The organism is Levilactobacillus yiduensis (genome assembly GCF_024718525.1).
In the GTDB taxonomy this organism is placed as follows: domain Bacteria; phylum Bacillota; class Bacilli; order Lactobacillales; family Lactobacillaceae; genus Levilactobacillus; species Levilactobacillus yiduensis.
In genome coordinates, this window is the sequence record NZ_JAMXAZ010000037.1 from 1 (window position 1) to 16,573 (window position 16,573).

13 protein-coding genes are annotated in these 16,573 nt (G+C 50.3%); 4 read left to right on the forward strand and 9 right to left on the reverse strand.

Going from position 1 to position 16,573, the window contains the following annotated elements:
* Positions 1 to 455 precede the first annotated feature (455 nt).
* Positions 456 to 1,355, reverse strand: a complete 900-nt coding sequence (locus tag NGM66_RS13460; protein WP_258115806.1) for a MurR/RpiR family transcriptional regulator — start codon at positions 1,353 to 1,355, stop codon at positions 456 to 458.
* A 105-nt stretch (positions 1,356 to 1,460) separates the two neighbouring features.
* Between NGM66_RS13460 and gnd the strand changes: the two genes are divergently transcribed.
* The 4 genes from gnd (at position 1,461) to NGM66_RS13480 (ending at position 7,139) form a co-directional block, all read left to right on the forward strand.
* Entirely contained in the window at positions 1,461 to 2,366 is a 906-nt protein-coding gene (gene gnd, locus NGM66_RS13465) for a phosphogluconate dehydrogenase (NAD(+)-dependent, decarboxylating) (RefSeq protein ID WP_208909256.1), read from the forward strand.
* 35 nt (positions 2,367 to 2,401) lie between these two features.
* Positions 2,402 to 3,946 (forward strand): gluconokinase, encoded by a 1,545-nt coding sequence (gene gntK, locus NGM66_RS13470; protein ID WP_208909255.1) that lies wholly within the window; start codon positions 2,402 to 2,404, stop codon positions 3,944 to 3,946.
* A 172-nt stretch (positions 3,947 to 4,118) separates the two neighbouring features.
* A complete protein-coding gene (locus tag NGM66_RS13475; protein ID WP_208909254.1) occupies positions 4,119 to 5,477 on the forward strand; it encodes a gluconate:H+ symporter in 1,359 nt (452 codons plus the stop codon).
* A 339-nt stretch (positions 5,478 to 5,816) separates the two neighbouring features.
* Positions 5,817 to 7,139, forward strand: coding sequence for an APC family permease (locus tag NGM66_RS13480; RefSeq protein WP_208909252.1), 1,323 nt, complete (start codon positions 5,817 to 5,819; stop codon positions 7,137 to 7,139).
* A gap of 122 nt (positions 7,140 to 7,261) precedes the next feature.
* Here the strand turns inward: NGM66_RS13480 and NGM66_RS13485 are convergent, their stop codons facing one another.
* From NGM66_RS13485 to NGM66_RS13520, 8 genes are all read right to left on the reverse strand, one after another.
* Positions 7,262 to 8,779, reverse strand: a complete 1,518-nt coding sequence (locus NGM66_RS13485) for a gamma-glutamylcysteine synthetase (RefSeq protein ID WP_208909251.1) — start codon at positions 8,777 to 8,779, stop codon at positions 7,262 to 7,264.
* A gap of 741 nt (positions 8,780 to 9,520) precedes the next feature.
* Positions 9,521 to 10,819 (reverse strand): pyrimidine-nucleoside phosphorylase, encoded by a 1,299-nt coding sequence (locus NGM66_RS13490; RefSeq protein WP_208909250.1) that lies wholly within the window; start codon positions 10,817 to 10,819, stop codon positions 9,521 to 9,523.
* An 18-nt stretch (positions 10,820 to 10,837) separates the two neighbouring features.
* On the reverse strand, positions 10,838 to 11,803 hold the full coding sequence (gene deoR / locus NGM66_RS13495) for a DNA-binding transcriptional repressor DeoR (RefSeq protein ID WP_208909249.1): 966 nt from the start codon (positions 11,801 to 11,803) through the stop codon (positions 10,838 to 10,840).
* Positions 11,804 to 11,870: 67 nt separating this feature from the next.
* On the reverse strand, positions 11,871 to 12,578 hold the full coding sequence (gene deoD, locus NGM66_RS13500) for a purine-nucleoside phosphorylase (RefSeq protein ID WP_208909248.1): 708 nt from the start codon (positions 12,576 to 12,578) through the stop codon (positions 11,871 to 11,873).
* A gap of 28 nt (positions 12,579 to 12,606) precedes the next feature.
* Entirely contained in the window at positions 12,607 to 13,794 is a 1,188-nt protein-coding gene (locus tag NGM66_RS13505; protein ID WP_208909247.1) for a phosphopentomutase, read from the reverse strand.
* A gap of 30 nt (positions 13,795 to 13,824) precedes the next feature.
* The gene (gene deoC, locus NGM66_RS13510) at positions 13,825 to 14,514 is read right to left on the reverse strand and encodes a deoxyribose-phosphate aldolase (RefSeq protein ID WP_208909246.1); all 690 of its coding nucleotides are present in this window, start codon (positions 14,512 to 14,514) and stop codon (positions 13,825 to 13,827) included.
* Between the two features lie 324 nt (positions 14,515 to 14,838).
* Positions 14,839 to 15,666: a hypothetical protein gene (locus NGM66_RS13515; protein WP_208909245.1), complete on the reverse strand. Its 828-nt coding sequence runs from the start codon at positions 15,664 to 15,666 to the stop codon at positions 14,839 to 14,841.
* Between the two features lie 508 nt (positions 15,667 to 16,174).
* Positions 16,175 to 16,420, reverse strand: a complete 246-nt coding sequence (locus NGM66_RS13520; protein ID WP_208909244.1) for a helix-turn-helix domain-containing protein — start codon at positions 16,418 to 16,420, stop codon at positions 16,175 to 16,177.
* Positions 16,421 to 16,573: the final 153 nt, after the last annotated feature.

Sequence of the window (16,573 nt, forward strand, 5' to 3'; positions counted from 1 at the left end):
CATAAGGGAAGGCATTCCCTATTTCTATACAATTCAGAAATCTTTTATGCATTTACACAAGATATTTTACGCTCTCCTTAACTCATTAAAGCTTCTATGCACCTGATACTGGTGACGTCCACTAGTTCTTACAAAGATAAACTTCACACTCTACCTTGAATCGACTTTCCAACTCTATCAAAAGTTTTTCATTTTACTTTGTGTGAACCAAGCTACGACTTAATTCCACTGGGCTCAGGCTATGAGTTTCTTTACTTTCTTCATCCTTGTCACACTTCAATTGTAAATTTTCCGTCAAAAAGAGGCCCAATTCATAAATGAATTGAGCCCCTTCAAATTCTCTCTATCAACACCGGTTGACAAAGAGCCAAAACAATTAAAGTCTAAAATTAGTGAATCCGGCGGCGGCCGCTAGCACCACATGGCTGCGAATATCACCAACGACTAGAATCTACTCACAATTCATGCCGGGTCTGCTCAATCACGTCACGCACCTTGGTCAGCGTCTGATCTGTCCGCGAAGAGATCCGTAAGACGGTCATCATGAACAGGCTGTCCAGAATCGCCAGCTGCGAGATCAAGGAGTACATCCCCTCCGAACGGTAGTTGACTTCATCTGTTAATGACAGAAACGACACGTCCGCTGCCTGGGCCAACGGCGACCCACTGTAACTGGTGATGGCAATCACCGTCACCCCATTGTTATTCAACTCATTTACAATATTTAACGTCTCATGATTACGTCCGGAATGCGAAATGATGACGGCACAATCGTCTTTACCCAGCTTGGCCGCCTGCATCAACTGAATGTCATAGTCCGGATAATACGCCACGTTGAGTGAGGTTCGTAAGAATTTGTGATAGCCATCTAGGGCCGCGATGGACGACCCACCTAGGCCAAAGAACGTCACGGACTTGGCGTGAATCAATTTCAGCACGGCTCGGGCCAACTCATGCTCGCTCAGGGCCTCGTTGGTGGCCTCTAAGGAATGAATCGTGTACCGAAACGTTTTACTCGCAATCGTTGACAGCGAATCCCCTTCGTCTAGTTCTGGAAATGAACTAACTTGCGGTGTGTCTTCAATCGCCATGTGGGCCAATGCCATGGTAAACTCACGATAGTTGGCGTAGTCCATGCGTTTGACGAAACGTGAGATCGTCGCTGTGGACACACCGGTCGCGCTCGACAGTTCCTTAATGGTCATCTCGCTAACGACGCCCGGATTATCCAAAGCGAGCTGGGCAACTTTTTTCTCTGTTCGGGACAGTTGATCATAAGTCCCGCGAATCTTACCAATCGTTGAACGGGCGATGGTTGCCGCCCCCCTTCCTAGTAGCTTTTTGCTGTGCTGCATAACTTTTTGTAAACATTTTACATCAAAAGCCTTGAAAAGTGAAACTTTTTTACATATAATAGCGTTGTCAGAAAAATTTCGCATCATGCAAAGGAGATTAATTTCATGAAACTCGGATTAATTGGTTTAGGTAAGATGGGTCTTAGCCTCGCAGAAAACGCTATGGATCACAACCACGAGATCGTTGGTTACGATTTAAACAAAGATTTTGTTGACAAGGCAGTTGCTGCAGGTGCTGAAGGCGCCGATAGCTTAGAAGATATGGTTGCTAAGTTACCTTCACCTAAGATTGTTTGGGTTATGGTTCCAGCCGGCAAGCCAACCGACTCCACGATTGAATCATTAAGCACGTTGCTCGGCAAGGGCGACATCTTAATCGATGGTGGGAACTCTTACTACAAGGATTCTCTTCGTCACAATGAAATCTTAAAAGCCAAGGGCATCGACTTCTTTGACTGTGGGACTTCAGGTGGTATGGAAGGTGCACGTTCACACGGTAACTTCATGATCGGTGGGGACAACAAGGAAGCCTTCGAAACGCTTCGTCCATTATACGAAGACATTTCTGAAAAAGACGGTTACCTTTACACCGGCCGTGCCGCTTCAGGTCACTACTTGAAGATGGTCCACAACGGTATCGAATATGGTGAAATGCAAGCCATCGCCGAAGGGTTTGAAGTGCTTGAAGCTTCTGACTTCGACTACGATAACGAAGCCGTTGCCAAGGTTTGGAGCCACGGTTCTGTTATCCGGGGCTGGCTCATGGAATTGGCTGAAGAACAATTTGCCAAGGATCCTGAACTTGAAAAGATCGCTGGCCGTATGCATGCTTCTGGTGAAGGTCAATGGACTGTTCAAGAAGGTTTGGACAGCCACGTACCAACGCCAGTTATCGCCTTAGCCTTAATGATGCGTTACCGTTCAATGCAAGATGACACCTTCACTGGTAAAGTGGTTTCTGCTTTACGTAACGGTTTTGGTGGCCACGCAATGGACAAGGCTGGCAAATAATAATTTCTAATTAGCGACACGAAAGGAAGAGCTCTATGGACTACATGATTGGGGTCGATATTGGTACTACCAGTGTCAAGACCGTACTTTATGATACTGCGGGTCAGATGCAAGGCTATTCAAACAACCTTTATCCCCTCTATCAAGATGTGCCCGACATGGCTGAAGAAGATCCAGATGAGATTTTCTCCGCAATGATCGATGGGTTAACCACGGTAATGCGCAAAGCAGATTTGAAGAATGGCAAGATTCAAGGTGTCTCCTTCTCAGCTGCGATGCACAGTCTGATTCTGTTAGATGAAGACCACAAACCGCTGACTCGAGCAATTACTTGGGCTGATAACCGTGCGGTGAAGTACGCGGATGAATTACGTGAGAACGGCGTGGGTAAGCAACTTTACGAAAAGACCGGGACACCAATTCACCCAATGACCCCACTTAGCAAATTAATCTGGTTACGCAATGACCAACCTGACTTATTCAAACAGGCACGCTGGTTCGTCGGAATCAAGGAATACGTTTTATACCGTCTGTTCGGTGTACTCCAAGAAGACTACTCCATTGCCAACGCCACTGGTCTGTTCAACATCTTTAAGATGGACTGGGACGACCAAGCCTTAGAAGTTGCCGGGATCACCCGTGACCAATTACCTAAATTGGTCGACACAACTGACCAAATCACTGGCATGAACGCGGATTACGCTGGTGTGATTGGTATGGACCCACAAACTCCCTTTATCATGGGTGCTTCCGATGGTCCCCTCGCCAACTTAGGGGTTAACGCCATTAAGCCTGGCGTTGTCGCTGTGACTATCGGGACTTCCGGTGCCGTCCGGGTCGTGACAGATAAGCCGAAGATCGATCCTAAGGGTCGGGTCTTCTGTTACTACCTGTCCAAAGACCACTGGGTTGTCGGCGGCCCTGTCAACAACGGTGGGATCGTCTTCCGTTGGGTTCGTGATCAACTCTTCGCACCTGAAAAGCTGACCGCTGAACAAATGGGCGTCGATTCTTACGACCTCTTAACTGAGATTGCTGCTAAGGTGCCTGCCGGTTCTGATGGCCTGATCTTCCACCCATTCTTAGGTGGCGAACGGGCCCCTATCTGGGACGCCAATGCCCGTGGTTCATTCTTCGGTCTGACGCGGACACACTCACGGGCCCACATGGTACGGGCTGCCCTTGAAGGGATTGTCTACAACCTGTACACCGTGATGCTGGCACTTGAAGAAGTCGTTGGCAAGCCAACTAGCATTCAAGCAACTGGTGGTTTCGCCCGTTCAGAACTCTGGCGCCAAATGTTGGCGGATATCTTTGAACAAGATGTCACGATTCCAGAAAGTCCTGAAGGAACTGCCCTGGGTGCCGCAACGCTGGGGATGTACGCGTTAGGCCTGATCGATGATCTCTCCGTTGTGAAGAACTTCATCGGTGTCGCCAACGTCCACCATCCAAACCCAGAGACCTACGATGCTTACCGGTCCTTGGTTCCGATCTACATTCGCCTTAGTCGGCAATTGCAATCAGAATACAAGAACATCGCTGAGTATCAACGGACTCACGTCCACGCCAAAAAGTAAAAATAAGTTTGCCGGTTTAGTTTTTCAGAAACTAAATAAAAAAACTAATTTTTCGCAAGTAAATTGTATACAAATCGCACAGAGTCTAGTACAATGTGTGTACAAAGTATTGAGAAGCCAACGCTTTCACGTTGGCTTTTCAAAATTCAATATATGAAAGGGCTTACTTCCAATGGAACTACTAGCTTTGCTTATCGGGGTCATCTTCTTATTGGTCCTCATTATTCGTTTCAAGATCAATACCTTTGTCTCCCTGATTTTAACTTCTGTCCTAACAGCCATCCTGTTAGGCATGAACCTCACGACAATCGCCACGACTATCGAGTCTGGGATTGGGAGCCAACTTGGTGAACTGTCTCTGGTCTTTGGTTTCGGGGCAATGCTGGGTCGGTTAGTTGCCGACGCCGGTGGGGCTTATGTGATTGCCACGACACTGATCGACAAATTCGGTAAGAAACGCCTTCAATTAGCTATTATGCTTGCTTCCTTTATTCTTGGGATCGCGTTATTCTTCGAAGTCGGAATGGTTCTGTTAATTCCTATCGTCTTTGCCATCGCCGTTGAAGCTGATGTGCCGATCCTGTACTTAGGGATTTCCATGGCAGCCGCTTTGTCCGTTACCCACGGGTTCTTACCTCCTCACCCGGCACCAGTTGCGATTGCGCAAGTCTTGGGCGCCAATGATGGTAAGGTCCTCTTGTTCGGTTTAGTTGTTGCTATTCCAGCCGCAATCGTTGCCGGACCTCTGTTTACGAAGTTAGCGCAAAAATTTGCACCAACTGCCTTTCAACAAAAAGGGAACCTGTCTTCCCTGGGTGAAGTCAAGACCTTCAAGCCTTCCGAAGCACCTAGCTTTGGCTTATCCGTCTTAACTTCCCTCTTCCCCGTTATCTTGATGGCCATCACGACCATCTACAAGATGACGGTCGACGGTGGGGCCACCCCTACCAAGAACGCCACCATGTTGGACCAAATCGTGGCCCTGATTGGTGACCCAGCCATCGCCATGTTAATTTCTCTGATGGTTGCCATGTTTACCATGGGTTGGGGTCGGAAACGTAAGACCGCTGACATCATGGCTACCTTGGAAAATGCCGTTAAGTCAATCGCCATGCTGCTGTTAGTTATCGGTGGTGGTGGGGCCTTCAAACAAGTCCTCATCGACGGTGGTGTTGGTAAAGAAGTTGCCAAGCTCTTTATCGATTCCAACATGTCCCCACTGATCTTAGGTTGGTTAGTCGCCGTTGTCCTCCGTGTCGCTTTAGGTTCCGCTACGGTTTCTGCTTTGACCGCTGCCGGGATCGTTGCCCCACTGATGGCACAATCCGGTGTTGACCCTGCCTTGATGGTTCTGGCCATTGGTGCTGGTTCCTTAGCCGCTTCTCACGTGAACGATGCTGGTTTCTGGATGTTCCGGGAATACTTCGATTTGACGGTTAAGCAAACGCTGAGCATCTGGACCGTGCTGGAAACTGTGATTTCCATCGTGGGTATCCTGATTGTTCTGCTGTTGAACATGGCATTCCACTAGAATTTTTCTGACAATTAATTCGAGCATCATCTGATCCGCTGCCCAGTACTGGGTGGCGGATTTTTTTGGCGAACTCTCGGCTTCGGTGATCGTTGTCCTCGAGACTACATCGCCTATAACGCCATCTACTAGCCCAGTTGTCGTATAATCTTGCTCAACCGCTTGATTGCCCCTCTGGCCTTCCACAACAACTGATTGCCACAATTAACACGCACCTTGCCGATTAAGTTGTACCCAATCTAATTCTCAGGAAAATTTCATGCTCCCCACCAACACCACCAGAAAATCAGTGCTATAATGATTAAATCAGTCATTTGAGAGAAGAGAGGCGTCAAGAGTTTGGCAAAGGAGTTACGCCGAGAAATCGGCACGTTTACCGCCCTGGCAACCGTCATGGGAACCGTGATCGGTGGCGGGGTGTTCTTTAAGACCGCTAGTGTCGTGGCCGCTAACCATTCGGCCAACATGACGCTAGTTGCCTGGATTTTAGGTGGCGTATTGACCATCTGTGCTGGCTTGACCAGTGCAGAGCTGGCCGCAGCGATTCCCCGAACTGGGGGCGCGATGCGGTACCTGGAGTACGCTTATGGCAAGCCCGTGGGATTCTTGATGGGTTGGGCCCAGCTGCTGGTCTACTATCCCGCAAACATTGCGGCCTTGTCGATTATTTTTGGGACGCAGTGGGTCGCCCTGTTTCACCTAGACAGCAGTTGGCAATTGCCCGTCGCCGTCATCTGTGGTCTCAGTATCACTGGCCTAAACTTTTTAGGGGCCAAGGTTGGTGGGACTGTGCAGTCGCTAGCATTAGTCTTTAAATTGATTCCCATCGTGGTCATTGTCGGTATCGGCTTATTTGCCCCGGCCAACGATCCTATTCAGTGGTGGCCCATTACGACCGGCGACCACCTCAACTGGGGCAGTGCCTTTAGTTCTAGCCTGCTGGCGACCATGTTCGCGTATGACGGCTGGATCAGCATTGGTAACATTGCCGGCGAAATGAAGCATCCCGAACGTGACCTGCCCCGCGCCATCGTCATTGGTCTGGCGGGCATCACCGTCATCTACACGTTGGTCAACCTGGTCTTTTTGAAGACCCTGCCCATCGACCTGATTGCGGGGAACCAAAACGCTGCGGCCGATGCGTCCATGAAGTTATTCGGTCAATTCGGCGGGAAATTGGTCACCATCGGCATCCTCATCTCCGTCTACGGGGCCATCAACGGTTACACGCTGACTGGGATGCGGGTGCCCTTCGCTATGGCCGCTGAAGACAGTCTGCCATTTTCCAAATACTTCCGGCGGTTGTCTCGGCGGACCTACGTCCCCTACTTTGCGGGAACTGTTCAGTTTATCATCGCGCTCATCATGATGTTGATGGGTAGCTTTGACCTGCTAACAGACATGCTGGTCTTTGTCATGTGGTGCTTTAACTGTCTGATTTTCATTGCCGTGTTCAAACTCCGGCGGACAGAACCCGAATTGGCGCGGCCTTACCGTGTCCCTGGTTTCCCTGTGATTCCACTGATTGCGCTACTCGGTGGCCTCTTCATTCTGATCACCACCCTGGTCACCGAAACGGGCTTGGCCGTGACTGGCCTGGCATTGACCCTGATTGGCTTGCCAGTCTACTATTGGCACCAACACCACCCAACCGTGGAATAAGCAGTTAACCTAAATTTTCAACCACAAAATCCCCTTGTTCGGCCGATGCCAAGCAAGAGGATTTTTTAATCAGTTAAGTTTTTTTAGATTAACGACGCTTCCAGAGACACAACCCGGTTTACTTAGTAATGTAGCGGTGTCGGCAGCGGTGGGAGGTCTGGAAACAGCTGGTGCAGACGCACATTGGGATCTGCCACGTGCGTTTCGCGGTCCTCCAGCACCTGGGTCACGCCATCAAAGGTGAACATCAACAGGTCAGCGCCATTTTCATCACGCACCTGGTAGAACTGCACGCCGGCTTGCAGCGCGGTTAGGATGAACCGCTGCGCCTGGTCGCTCAACTGCGCGAGCTGCGGCAAGAGTGCCGGAGCGCTGATGCGGTCGTGATACCATTTACGGGCAACGGCCTGACCGAATTTCATCAGACTGCCCTGATCCACGTGGTCCAGTAACTTCGCCGCTGGAGTCAGTTCCGGATGCATCAGCACTTCTTCCAAGTCATCAATGATTTCCCACTGTTCCGTGTGCGTGGCCAACGCATTTGCCATAGCCCGCATTTCAGCGAAAATACGGATGCCCTCCGCCTGATACTGCGTCGGTGCCAGCGGATTTTCCAACGCGACGGCCCGGTTTTTGGCCCGTGCCGCCGCTAGTTCAGTGGCCAAATCGGCCGGTACTGGCTGCGTCAACAGGTACAACATGAAGATCTTCAGAAAATACAGCATGTGCCGGCTGACCCCGTTGGGCGTGAACGGCGTGTTGTCAAAATCCCGCAATTCCAGGTAGCGGATGCCCCCGGTCTGGAAGTCGTGGGCATTAGCCTGTCCTTTAAGCCGTACGGGGCCGTAAAACTCGTGCGCCGAGAAGTAGGTCCCATCATCGATAAAGTGCTGGAGCTGGCTCAAATGGGCCGCTAACGAGGTGTAGGTCACCTGCTCCTGGTCAAAATTAACAAAGCCGAAGCGACTGTTCCGAATGCTACGAACGGGCTGCTGAAGTTCCTTAGGCAACGGCTCAAAGAACCCCTTTTCCGCAATCGGACTAGCCCCAAACAAATAGGTCAGTAGCCACTGGTAGCGAATAAAGTTCTGTGCGATGCGAAAGTACAGCGCGTTCTTGAACGCCACCAACGTCGGAAACTCCTGGTCATAGTGACTGTAGAGCCGATGCACGACCGGATCCGGTAAGCTGTAATTGACATGCACCCCGGTCAGGCACCCGTGCTGCAAGCCATATTTCTTGATTAAATATTCACGGTACGGCCGAATCGCTGGGCGGTCAAAGTGCTCAGCAATGAATTTCAGGTCCGTGGCATCCATGACTGGCGGCATACTCAACGGCCAAATGCGGTCGTCGCCTTCCAGCGACCGGTACGCCACCGTTTGTAAGGTATCCAATTGGTCCAAAGTCCCGCCGATATTGGGGTTGGGATCCGTGATGACTTCCAATTGACTCTCCGTAAAATCCGTTTGTAAGTACGGATGAAAGGTGCGTGACCCCAGTTGACTAGGATGTGGGCGCCGACTCAACCGGCCGTGCTGGTCGATCCGCTGCTCCTCAATTTCCAAGCCAACTAAGCTGTGATAAAGCTGTTCCGAAAGATTTTCCGCACGAATAACTGCTAATAAGTTGTCCAGCATGACGGTAACATCCCCTAACTGTCAAGATGAGTGTGACAAACGCTAAAGGTCGTCAGTCGACTAGCACTGGGCATTCCCGGCCACAATCCGACCGACTCGCTTCCAATCTTTAGTTAACCTAAAGTGTAAACAATATTAGCCGCCCTGTCACTCATATTCAGTCACTTTTTTCAAAAAAATTCAGCGACCGTCTTATCCACATGCGCTTACTGACCGCCTACCGTTCTGCGAATTCTAGGCTGGAACGCTGGGGGAGGACGGCCTGAGCCTGATGGAGCGGTCTCAGGCCTTGCTTTGAGCCGGAAGCCCACCGTCTCAAAGTCACCAATTTGTCAGTAAAGACCACTGACAAATTCCCCGGCTGAGCCTAGATTCGCGCCACTCTCGGCTAGACTCATGGTCACCCGGCAGATTTGTTCTGACTGTCAGATAAGCAGGCAGCTTGCTGTGACGGTTGAAACACGGCCGGAGGAGGTCAGGGGTGTAGCCAGCTGTGTCGACGCAGTTAGCTGGCGTTCTTTGCCAGGTTACTGCGTGCGGCGACTTTGGAGACACGCGAACTTGGCGTGGCTTCGAAGCGAGCTGGAAGCCCGCCCCTTGGCTGGAAGCGTTCGCCATAGCAGGCGGAACCCCTGACAGCCGTAGGCCATGCGAGGAACGGTAGGCGGCCAGCGAGGAAAAAAAGACCAGCCGGGCGCAATGCCGACTGGTCTTTTTAGGAGATGAAGCGTGTGCTGTGAATTACCGCACGGTTTCGTGAATCAGCGTGATTGGTTCTGCTGAATCGCTAATGTCGATGTTGTCATACAGCATCTTCTTGATGTCATCCACGTCTTCGCGGTTACTGTAGATGGTCAGTAAGGTGTCGCCGACCTTGACCGTGTCGCCCACCTTCTTGTTCATCATGATACCAACCGCGTAATCGAGCTTGTCGTCAGCCTTTTGCCGGCCACCACCGAGTAACATCCCGGCGATACCCATTTCATCGGCTTCGACCTTGCTAACGACCCCGTCAGTCTTAGCTGGCAGCGCAATCTTGTACTTGGCTTGTGGCATGATTTCTGGATGGTCGATGACACTTCTGTCGCCGCCTTGAGCCGCAATCATGTCGCCGAACTTCTTCAGTGCTGAGCCGTCTTCAATGGTCTTTTCACACATGGCCCGAGCCGTCTTCAAGTCGTCAGCCTTACCGGACATCACGACCATGTGAGAACCTAAGGTCAAGACTAAGTCCGTAATGTCAGCGGGTGCTTGGCCCTTCAAGAGGTCGATGGATTCCTTGATTTCCAAGGCGTTCCCAATGGCGTTCCCCAGTGGTTGATTCATGTCGGAAATGATGGCCATGCAGTTCATGCCGACCCCTTTACCGATACCAACCAAGGCTTTGGCCAGTTCACGTGAGTCGTCAAGCGTCTTCATGAAGGCCCCGGCACCGGTCTTGACGTCGATAACCAAGGCGTCCGTCCCGGAAGCAATCTTCTTGCTCATGATGGAGCTGGCAATCAATGGAATGGAGTCCACCGTGTCAGTCACGTCACGCAGGGCGTAGATCTTCTTGTCGGCTGGTGCAATGTTCCCGGTTGCCCCGACGATGGCCAATCCTTCGTTCTTCACTTGTTTCTTGAAGTCATCTTCACTGATTTCAACTTGGTAGCCTGGAATCGCTTCCAATTTATCCAAGGTGCCACCCGTGTGTCCGAGTCCCCGACCAGAGATCATCGGGACGGGAATGCCCAGTGCGGCCACGATTGGGGCCAACGGAATACTGGTCTTGTCCCCGACACCACCGGTCGAGTGTTTGTCGACTTTAACGCCAGGAATCCCAGATAAGTCCAAATGGTCCCCGGACTTCATCATGGCCATGGTCAGTTCTGACCGTTCAGCATCCGTCATGTCGTTGAAGTACGTTGCCATTAAGAAGGCACTGGTTTGGTAATCTGGAATCTCACCGGAAACGACGCCGTCAACGAAGGTTTGGATTTCTTCTTTCGTCAGTTCGCCACCGTTACGTTTCTTATCAATAATGTCTACCATTCTCATGTTTCAGCCACTCCATTTCTAATTGGCCACCGCATTGGGTGACGCTTTAAGTAGTTGTGCTGCTGCGTGTTGATCGATGATGAGGCAATTCGGGTAGCCACCTAACAAGGCAGCCTTGACGGCGGGCACTTTCGCATCGCCCGCTGCCACCAGAATCGAATGTTCCTTTTGCTTTAAGCTATCTAAATTAATACCGATGGTCCGTTCATTCAGCTGCGGATTGACGATTTCACCATTTTCATCAATATAGCGAGAGAAGATATCCCCCACTGCATGGGCTTGAAGCGCGGCCTTTTCCGGTTCACGCAGGTAACCCAACTGAAAGACTAACGCATTATTGCGGACGGTGCCGACCGAGTAAATGGCGATATTGGCCTTTTCGCCCAGCTCGAGGAGGTACTGAATGTGCCGTTCCTTCTCCACCAATTCCTTAGTTTGTTGGTGGTCGAAGATAACCGGCAACGGTAAGTACTGGGGCACGGCGTGAAAAGCGTTGGCAAAGGCGTCAATGCTTTCATAAGCGTACGTGTGCTCCGTGGAATAACTCACGCTCCCTTTCAGCTGAATCACCTCAACGCCGGTCAAAGTATCCGGCGCCAAGTTCGACCCAATCGCATAAATCGTTTTCCCCCAACCGATCCCGATAACGTCGTGTTCCTGCACGATGTCTTCAAGATAGCGGGCCGCGTACGACCCAACGGTAGTCAACAATTCCGTGTTGGCGGTCAACTGTGTCGGTACCACGTGCACCTCGACGTGATAGGCCGCCGCTAACGCCTGTTCCAGCGTCTGAACGTCCTGCACGGGGTCCACGATCTGAATCCGTACCAATCCTTGTTCACGAGCAAACTGGAGAAGCCGGGAAACCGTCGGCCGGGAAATTCCCAGCTGTTGGGCAATCTGGCTTTGACTCTGGTCAGCTTGGTAGTACATCTTCGCAACGGTCAACCCTTGCGCCAATCGCTGTTCCGTCGTCTCTGTCATCCCGTTTCCTCCTCATCATTTATTTTAATCATAAACGGGTGCGACACCGTGTCCGCACCCGTTAGCTTTAACCTTTAACGGCTGTGTCTAAAGCAACCTTGATCATGTCATTGAAGGACTTTTCCCGTTCCTCAGGCGTCGTGGATTCACCGGTAATCAAGTGGTTACTGATGGTCAGGACGGATAATGCCCGAACGTGGTACTTCGCAGCCAATAAGAACAGGGCCGTTGATTCCATTTCAGTGGCAATCACACCGTAATCAACCAGCTTTTGCCGGTCCATTTCGTCGTTGTAGAACCGGTCTTCGGCCAAGACGTTGCCGACCCGTACGGGGATCTTCAGGTCTTGGGCCACGTGGTAAGCCGTATCCAGCAACCCAAAGTCACTGATTGCCGCATAGTAGATACCAGGGCCAAACGTGTTTTGGATGATGGATGAATCGGTCGTTGCCGCTTGGGCCAACACCACGTCACGCACGTGAACATCTGGGCTCATCCCACCAGACGTCCCTACCCGGAACAAGGTCTTTACACCGTAGTCGCGGATCAGTTCGTTAGCGTAAATGGAAATTGAAGGAATCCCCATCCCCGTTCCTTGAACGGAAATGCGCTTGCCCTTGTAAGTCCCGGTATAGCCGAAGCAGTTCCGGACCTTGTTGTAGCAAACTGGGTTTTCTAAGAAGGTTTCAGCAATGTACTTTGCCCGTAATGGGTCACCTGGCATTAAGACAGTATCAGCAATGTCGCCTTTTTTCGCTTCAATATGGTTACTCATGATTAGTTCCTCCTAAAATGGTTGTTCACTATTTCAAGTCTGCTAAGAAACTGTGGCCTTCACCGTTACCAGCCACGCCAAAGTTATCGAGAACAGTTGCCCCAAAGTCAGCAAATGGTGACCGAACACCTAAGCTCCCACCCTGCTTGAAGCTTGGGGAGTAGGCCAGCAATGGCACTTGTTCACGGGTGTGATCGGAGCCCTTGAAGGTTGGGTCATTCCCGTGGTCAGCGGTGATCATCAACAGGTCATCGTCATGCATGTTGTCTAAGACAGTCCCCAGGCGTTTGTCAAAGTCCATCAGGGCTTGACCGAAGCCTTCGGGGTTCCGCCGGTGACCATACATGGCATCGAAATCAACTAAGTTAATGAAGCAAAAGCCGGTAAAGTCTTCGGCCATGACGTGATCGACGTGGTCCATCCCGTCCATGTTGCTTTCGTTGTGGTAGCCTTCGTCGATCCCGTGACCGGAGAAGATATCGTTGGTCTTCCCAACAGCGACCACGTGAACGCCAGCCTTTTGCAAACGATCCAGGTCAGTCTCGTCAGTTGGTTCCAACGTGAAGTCCCGCCGGTTAGCGGTCCGCGTAAAGTGTTGGGCATCGGGTCCGACGTATGGCCGAGCAATGATCCGGCCGACTAAGTATTCTGGGCCGTTGACCAGAGAACGCGCGTACTCACAAATCTTGTAGAGCTCAGCCAAAGGAATCACGTCTTCATGAGCTGCGATTTGCAAGACGGAGTCACCAGAGGTGTAGACGATCAGGTCGCCCTTAGCCATCTGTTGTTCCCCTAATTCAGCAATGATCTTGGTCCCGGATTCAGGCCGATTCCCAATGACCTTACGTCCAGAGAACTTCTCCAACTTGTCGATGATGTCCGCCGGGAAGCCATTGGGGAAGGTGCTCAAGGCCTTGCGAACAGGCAGGCCCATCATTTCCCAGTGACCATCCATGGAATCCTTACCCGCTGAGATTTCGCGCATCTTACCGTAGTAAGCGTGGGGATCATCAGCGACGGGCACACCTTCGATTGGCGTGTCGCGCAGGTTGGACAACCCAATCTTAGCCAAGTTCGGTAAGGCCAGCTTGCCAGCGAAGTGTTGGCCGACGTGACCTAACGTGTCTGAACCTTCATCGTCGTACTTAGCGGCATCGGGAGCGGCCCCGGTACCAACGGAATCCATAACTAAACCAAAAATGCGTTTGAACTTCATACCTACATACCCGCTTTCAAAAATTTAAGTCTAGTAACCTGCTTTGTCGCCTGCATCGGCACCGGTCAGAATCGCAACCGTGGCGCTGACACCCAAACGACTGGCGCCGGCATCGATCATTTCTAAGGCTTCATCCCAGCTGTGAACACCACCGGAAGCTTTAACGCCTAAACGGTCGCCAACGGTCTCACGCATCAACTTCACGTCATCGACCTTGGCACCGGCAGTGGAGAACCCAGTGGACGTCTTAACGAAGTCAGCGCCGGCCTTTTCGCTTAACTGGCAACCCAAGACGATTTCGTCCTTGGTCAACAGGCAGGTTTCCAAGATAACCTTCAAGATCTTACCCTTGGCGTGAACGGCATCAGCCAAAGCCTTGATGTCAGCTGTAACAACATCATTGTTACCAGACTTTAATTCGCCAATGTTGATGACCATGTCAATTTCTTCTGCGCCGTCATCGATGGCCTTGTTGGCTTCGAAGACTTCGCTATCCGTGGCCATGGCCCCTAGTGGGAAGCCGACAACGGCGATAGGATTGACATCGCTGTCCTTCAGTTGTTCAGCAACGAATGGAATCCAGTAAGAGTTTACGCAGACGGAAGCGGTATCAAATTGCTTTGCTTCGTCACAGGTTTGTTTAATGCTGGCCTCGGTAGCATCAGCTTTTAAGTTCGTGTGGTCAATGTATTTTGCGACTTGTGCTTTGGTTAATGTCATTATATGAAACCCCTTTCATTTATCATCAATAGCATACCGGATAGCTGCACATTTGTAAACCCCCGGATTGAACCGCTGTTCAAAATCATGAACGAACGTGCAGGGGGTGGCTTAAAAAATTTCACTTGTCGGGTTAATCGTTTTACTTAATCGAAGCCCGTCGTGATAGCGTTTTCAAAAATTCTTGTGAAATTCGGTCGTTCATGGGGAAGACGTTAAATGCCCTCATTTTTATTTTAAAATTTTTTTCAAAAAAATCGACCGGATCACATTATCCAGTCGATTTCATCTCAAATTGCCTCTTAGTCCTCGCCTCGCGACAGCTTAATCTGGCATCTTATCACGAATGGCCTGACCCACTTCTGTATTGGTCGGGCAGAATAAGGCATGCTTGTCACTGACATAATAGGTGTCCCACTTATCGGTGATGGCGCTGTAAGTTGCCGAAGTAAATTCATTTTTCATCATCCGCGCTTGCAACGGCGACGAGAACATATTCTGTGTCACGTACGGGAAGCCGTCTTCATCATAAGGCACGTCGTCAACGTGATAGAACGTGAGCCCTTTGACTTCACCGCTTAGACTTGGCAAACTCAACCATTCCTGCCAAGAAATATGCTTGTTGTCCTTGATGTAAAATTTACCGCTTGTCTTCGCAGTCGGTTGCGTTGTACTCGATTTACTTGACTGACTTTCTTTACCAGTCGTTACGGTTGTGGTCGTCGCTGTGGTACCTGTCGTAGATCCCTGTGTTGCTTGCGAATTGCTTGTAGTGCGGGTCTTAGTTGTCTTCTTCGGTCGACTGTAAGTTAAATACTTGGTATTCACCCAGACGCCCTTCCCCTTGTCAGTCACATAAGTATACTCAACAGGCCGCTTATTGCCTAGTGAAGTGGCTTTAACCTGATAAAACACGCGATTCTTTTTGGTCCCCAACCGAAATGCGCGTTTCAACCGATAACGATGATGCTTAACTTTATGTAGCGTATAGGCATAGTGCTTGTAGCCAGACTTGCGGAACTTACACGGATTCCACGCCCGTGCGTGCATCCAATTCATGCGATAACTCTTGGCAGCCTGCGCTGTCTGGGGGACCAATCCACCACCGATTAACCCACCCAAAACTAATAGACCAACAATACTTTTCTTCATAACAATCCATCCCCTACCGGCTTCTAACGAGGCCAATTTGTGCGCAGCCGCCAGTCGTTTCCGATGGCGGTAGCTGACACAGCTTCTTTAGTTTACCCACACTAGAATTCGTTGTCAATAATCGTTGTATTGAAAAGTTCATGAGTAATCACGTTTATCCTAGTTATGTTCATTCGCACAGGTCACGTCAGTACCTATCCTGAAAGTGACCTGTTTTCCAAAACAATCCCCCAGTTGCATTTGCCTTGACCCCATCAAATGAAGCTGGTAAGCTAACGCACAACGAATAGATTCACCATTCATATCTTTTTTGACCGCAACCTTTTCAACGTCGTACGACTATCGGCAGGTGGTTGGTAAGGTCAGTAACGTTACCACAAAATAATCATCGAATCCAACAGTTTACGGGCGCAAAAAAATCGCCAGGGAATATCCCTCGCGACGTTAGCAGCCCAATTCCAAATGGAATTAGTCATGACTCCTCCCAATGGTCCAAGCAATTATTCACTTATCCTTTAGCCGCGCGCTGACGCAAAGCGTGGATAAAATCACTCTTCTTACCAAAAAAGAGATAGTTCTGTGGGACCTGATAGAGCGCCGATAAACGCTCGATCGTTTGAATTCCAAGGTTCGAACTATCCCGTTCCCAAGCAGCCAGCGTTTGGTAATGGATACCTAAGCAAGCCGCAGCTTCCTTTTGTGAGTACCCGGCATTGTGCCGAGCGGCCTCCAGTGTCATTTGCACCTTATCCATCACGGACTCCTCCTTACAAACACTTTCACATCTTAAACGAGTTTATTCGTTTTGTCAATTGCTGATTAATAATTAGCCTGAATTATTCATACCTTTCAAAAAAGTCGTCAGTTTTCATGTTTTTCAAAAACTGACGGCTTTTGATCTTGCTTA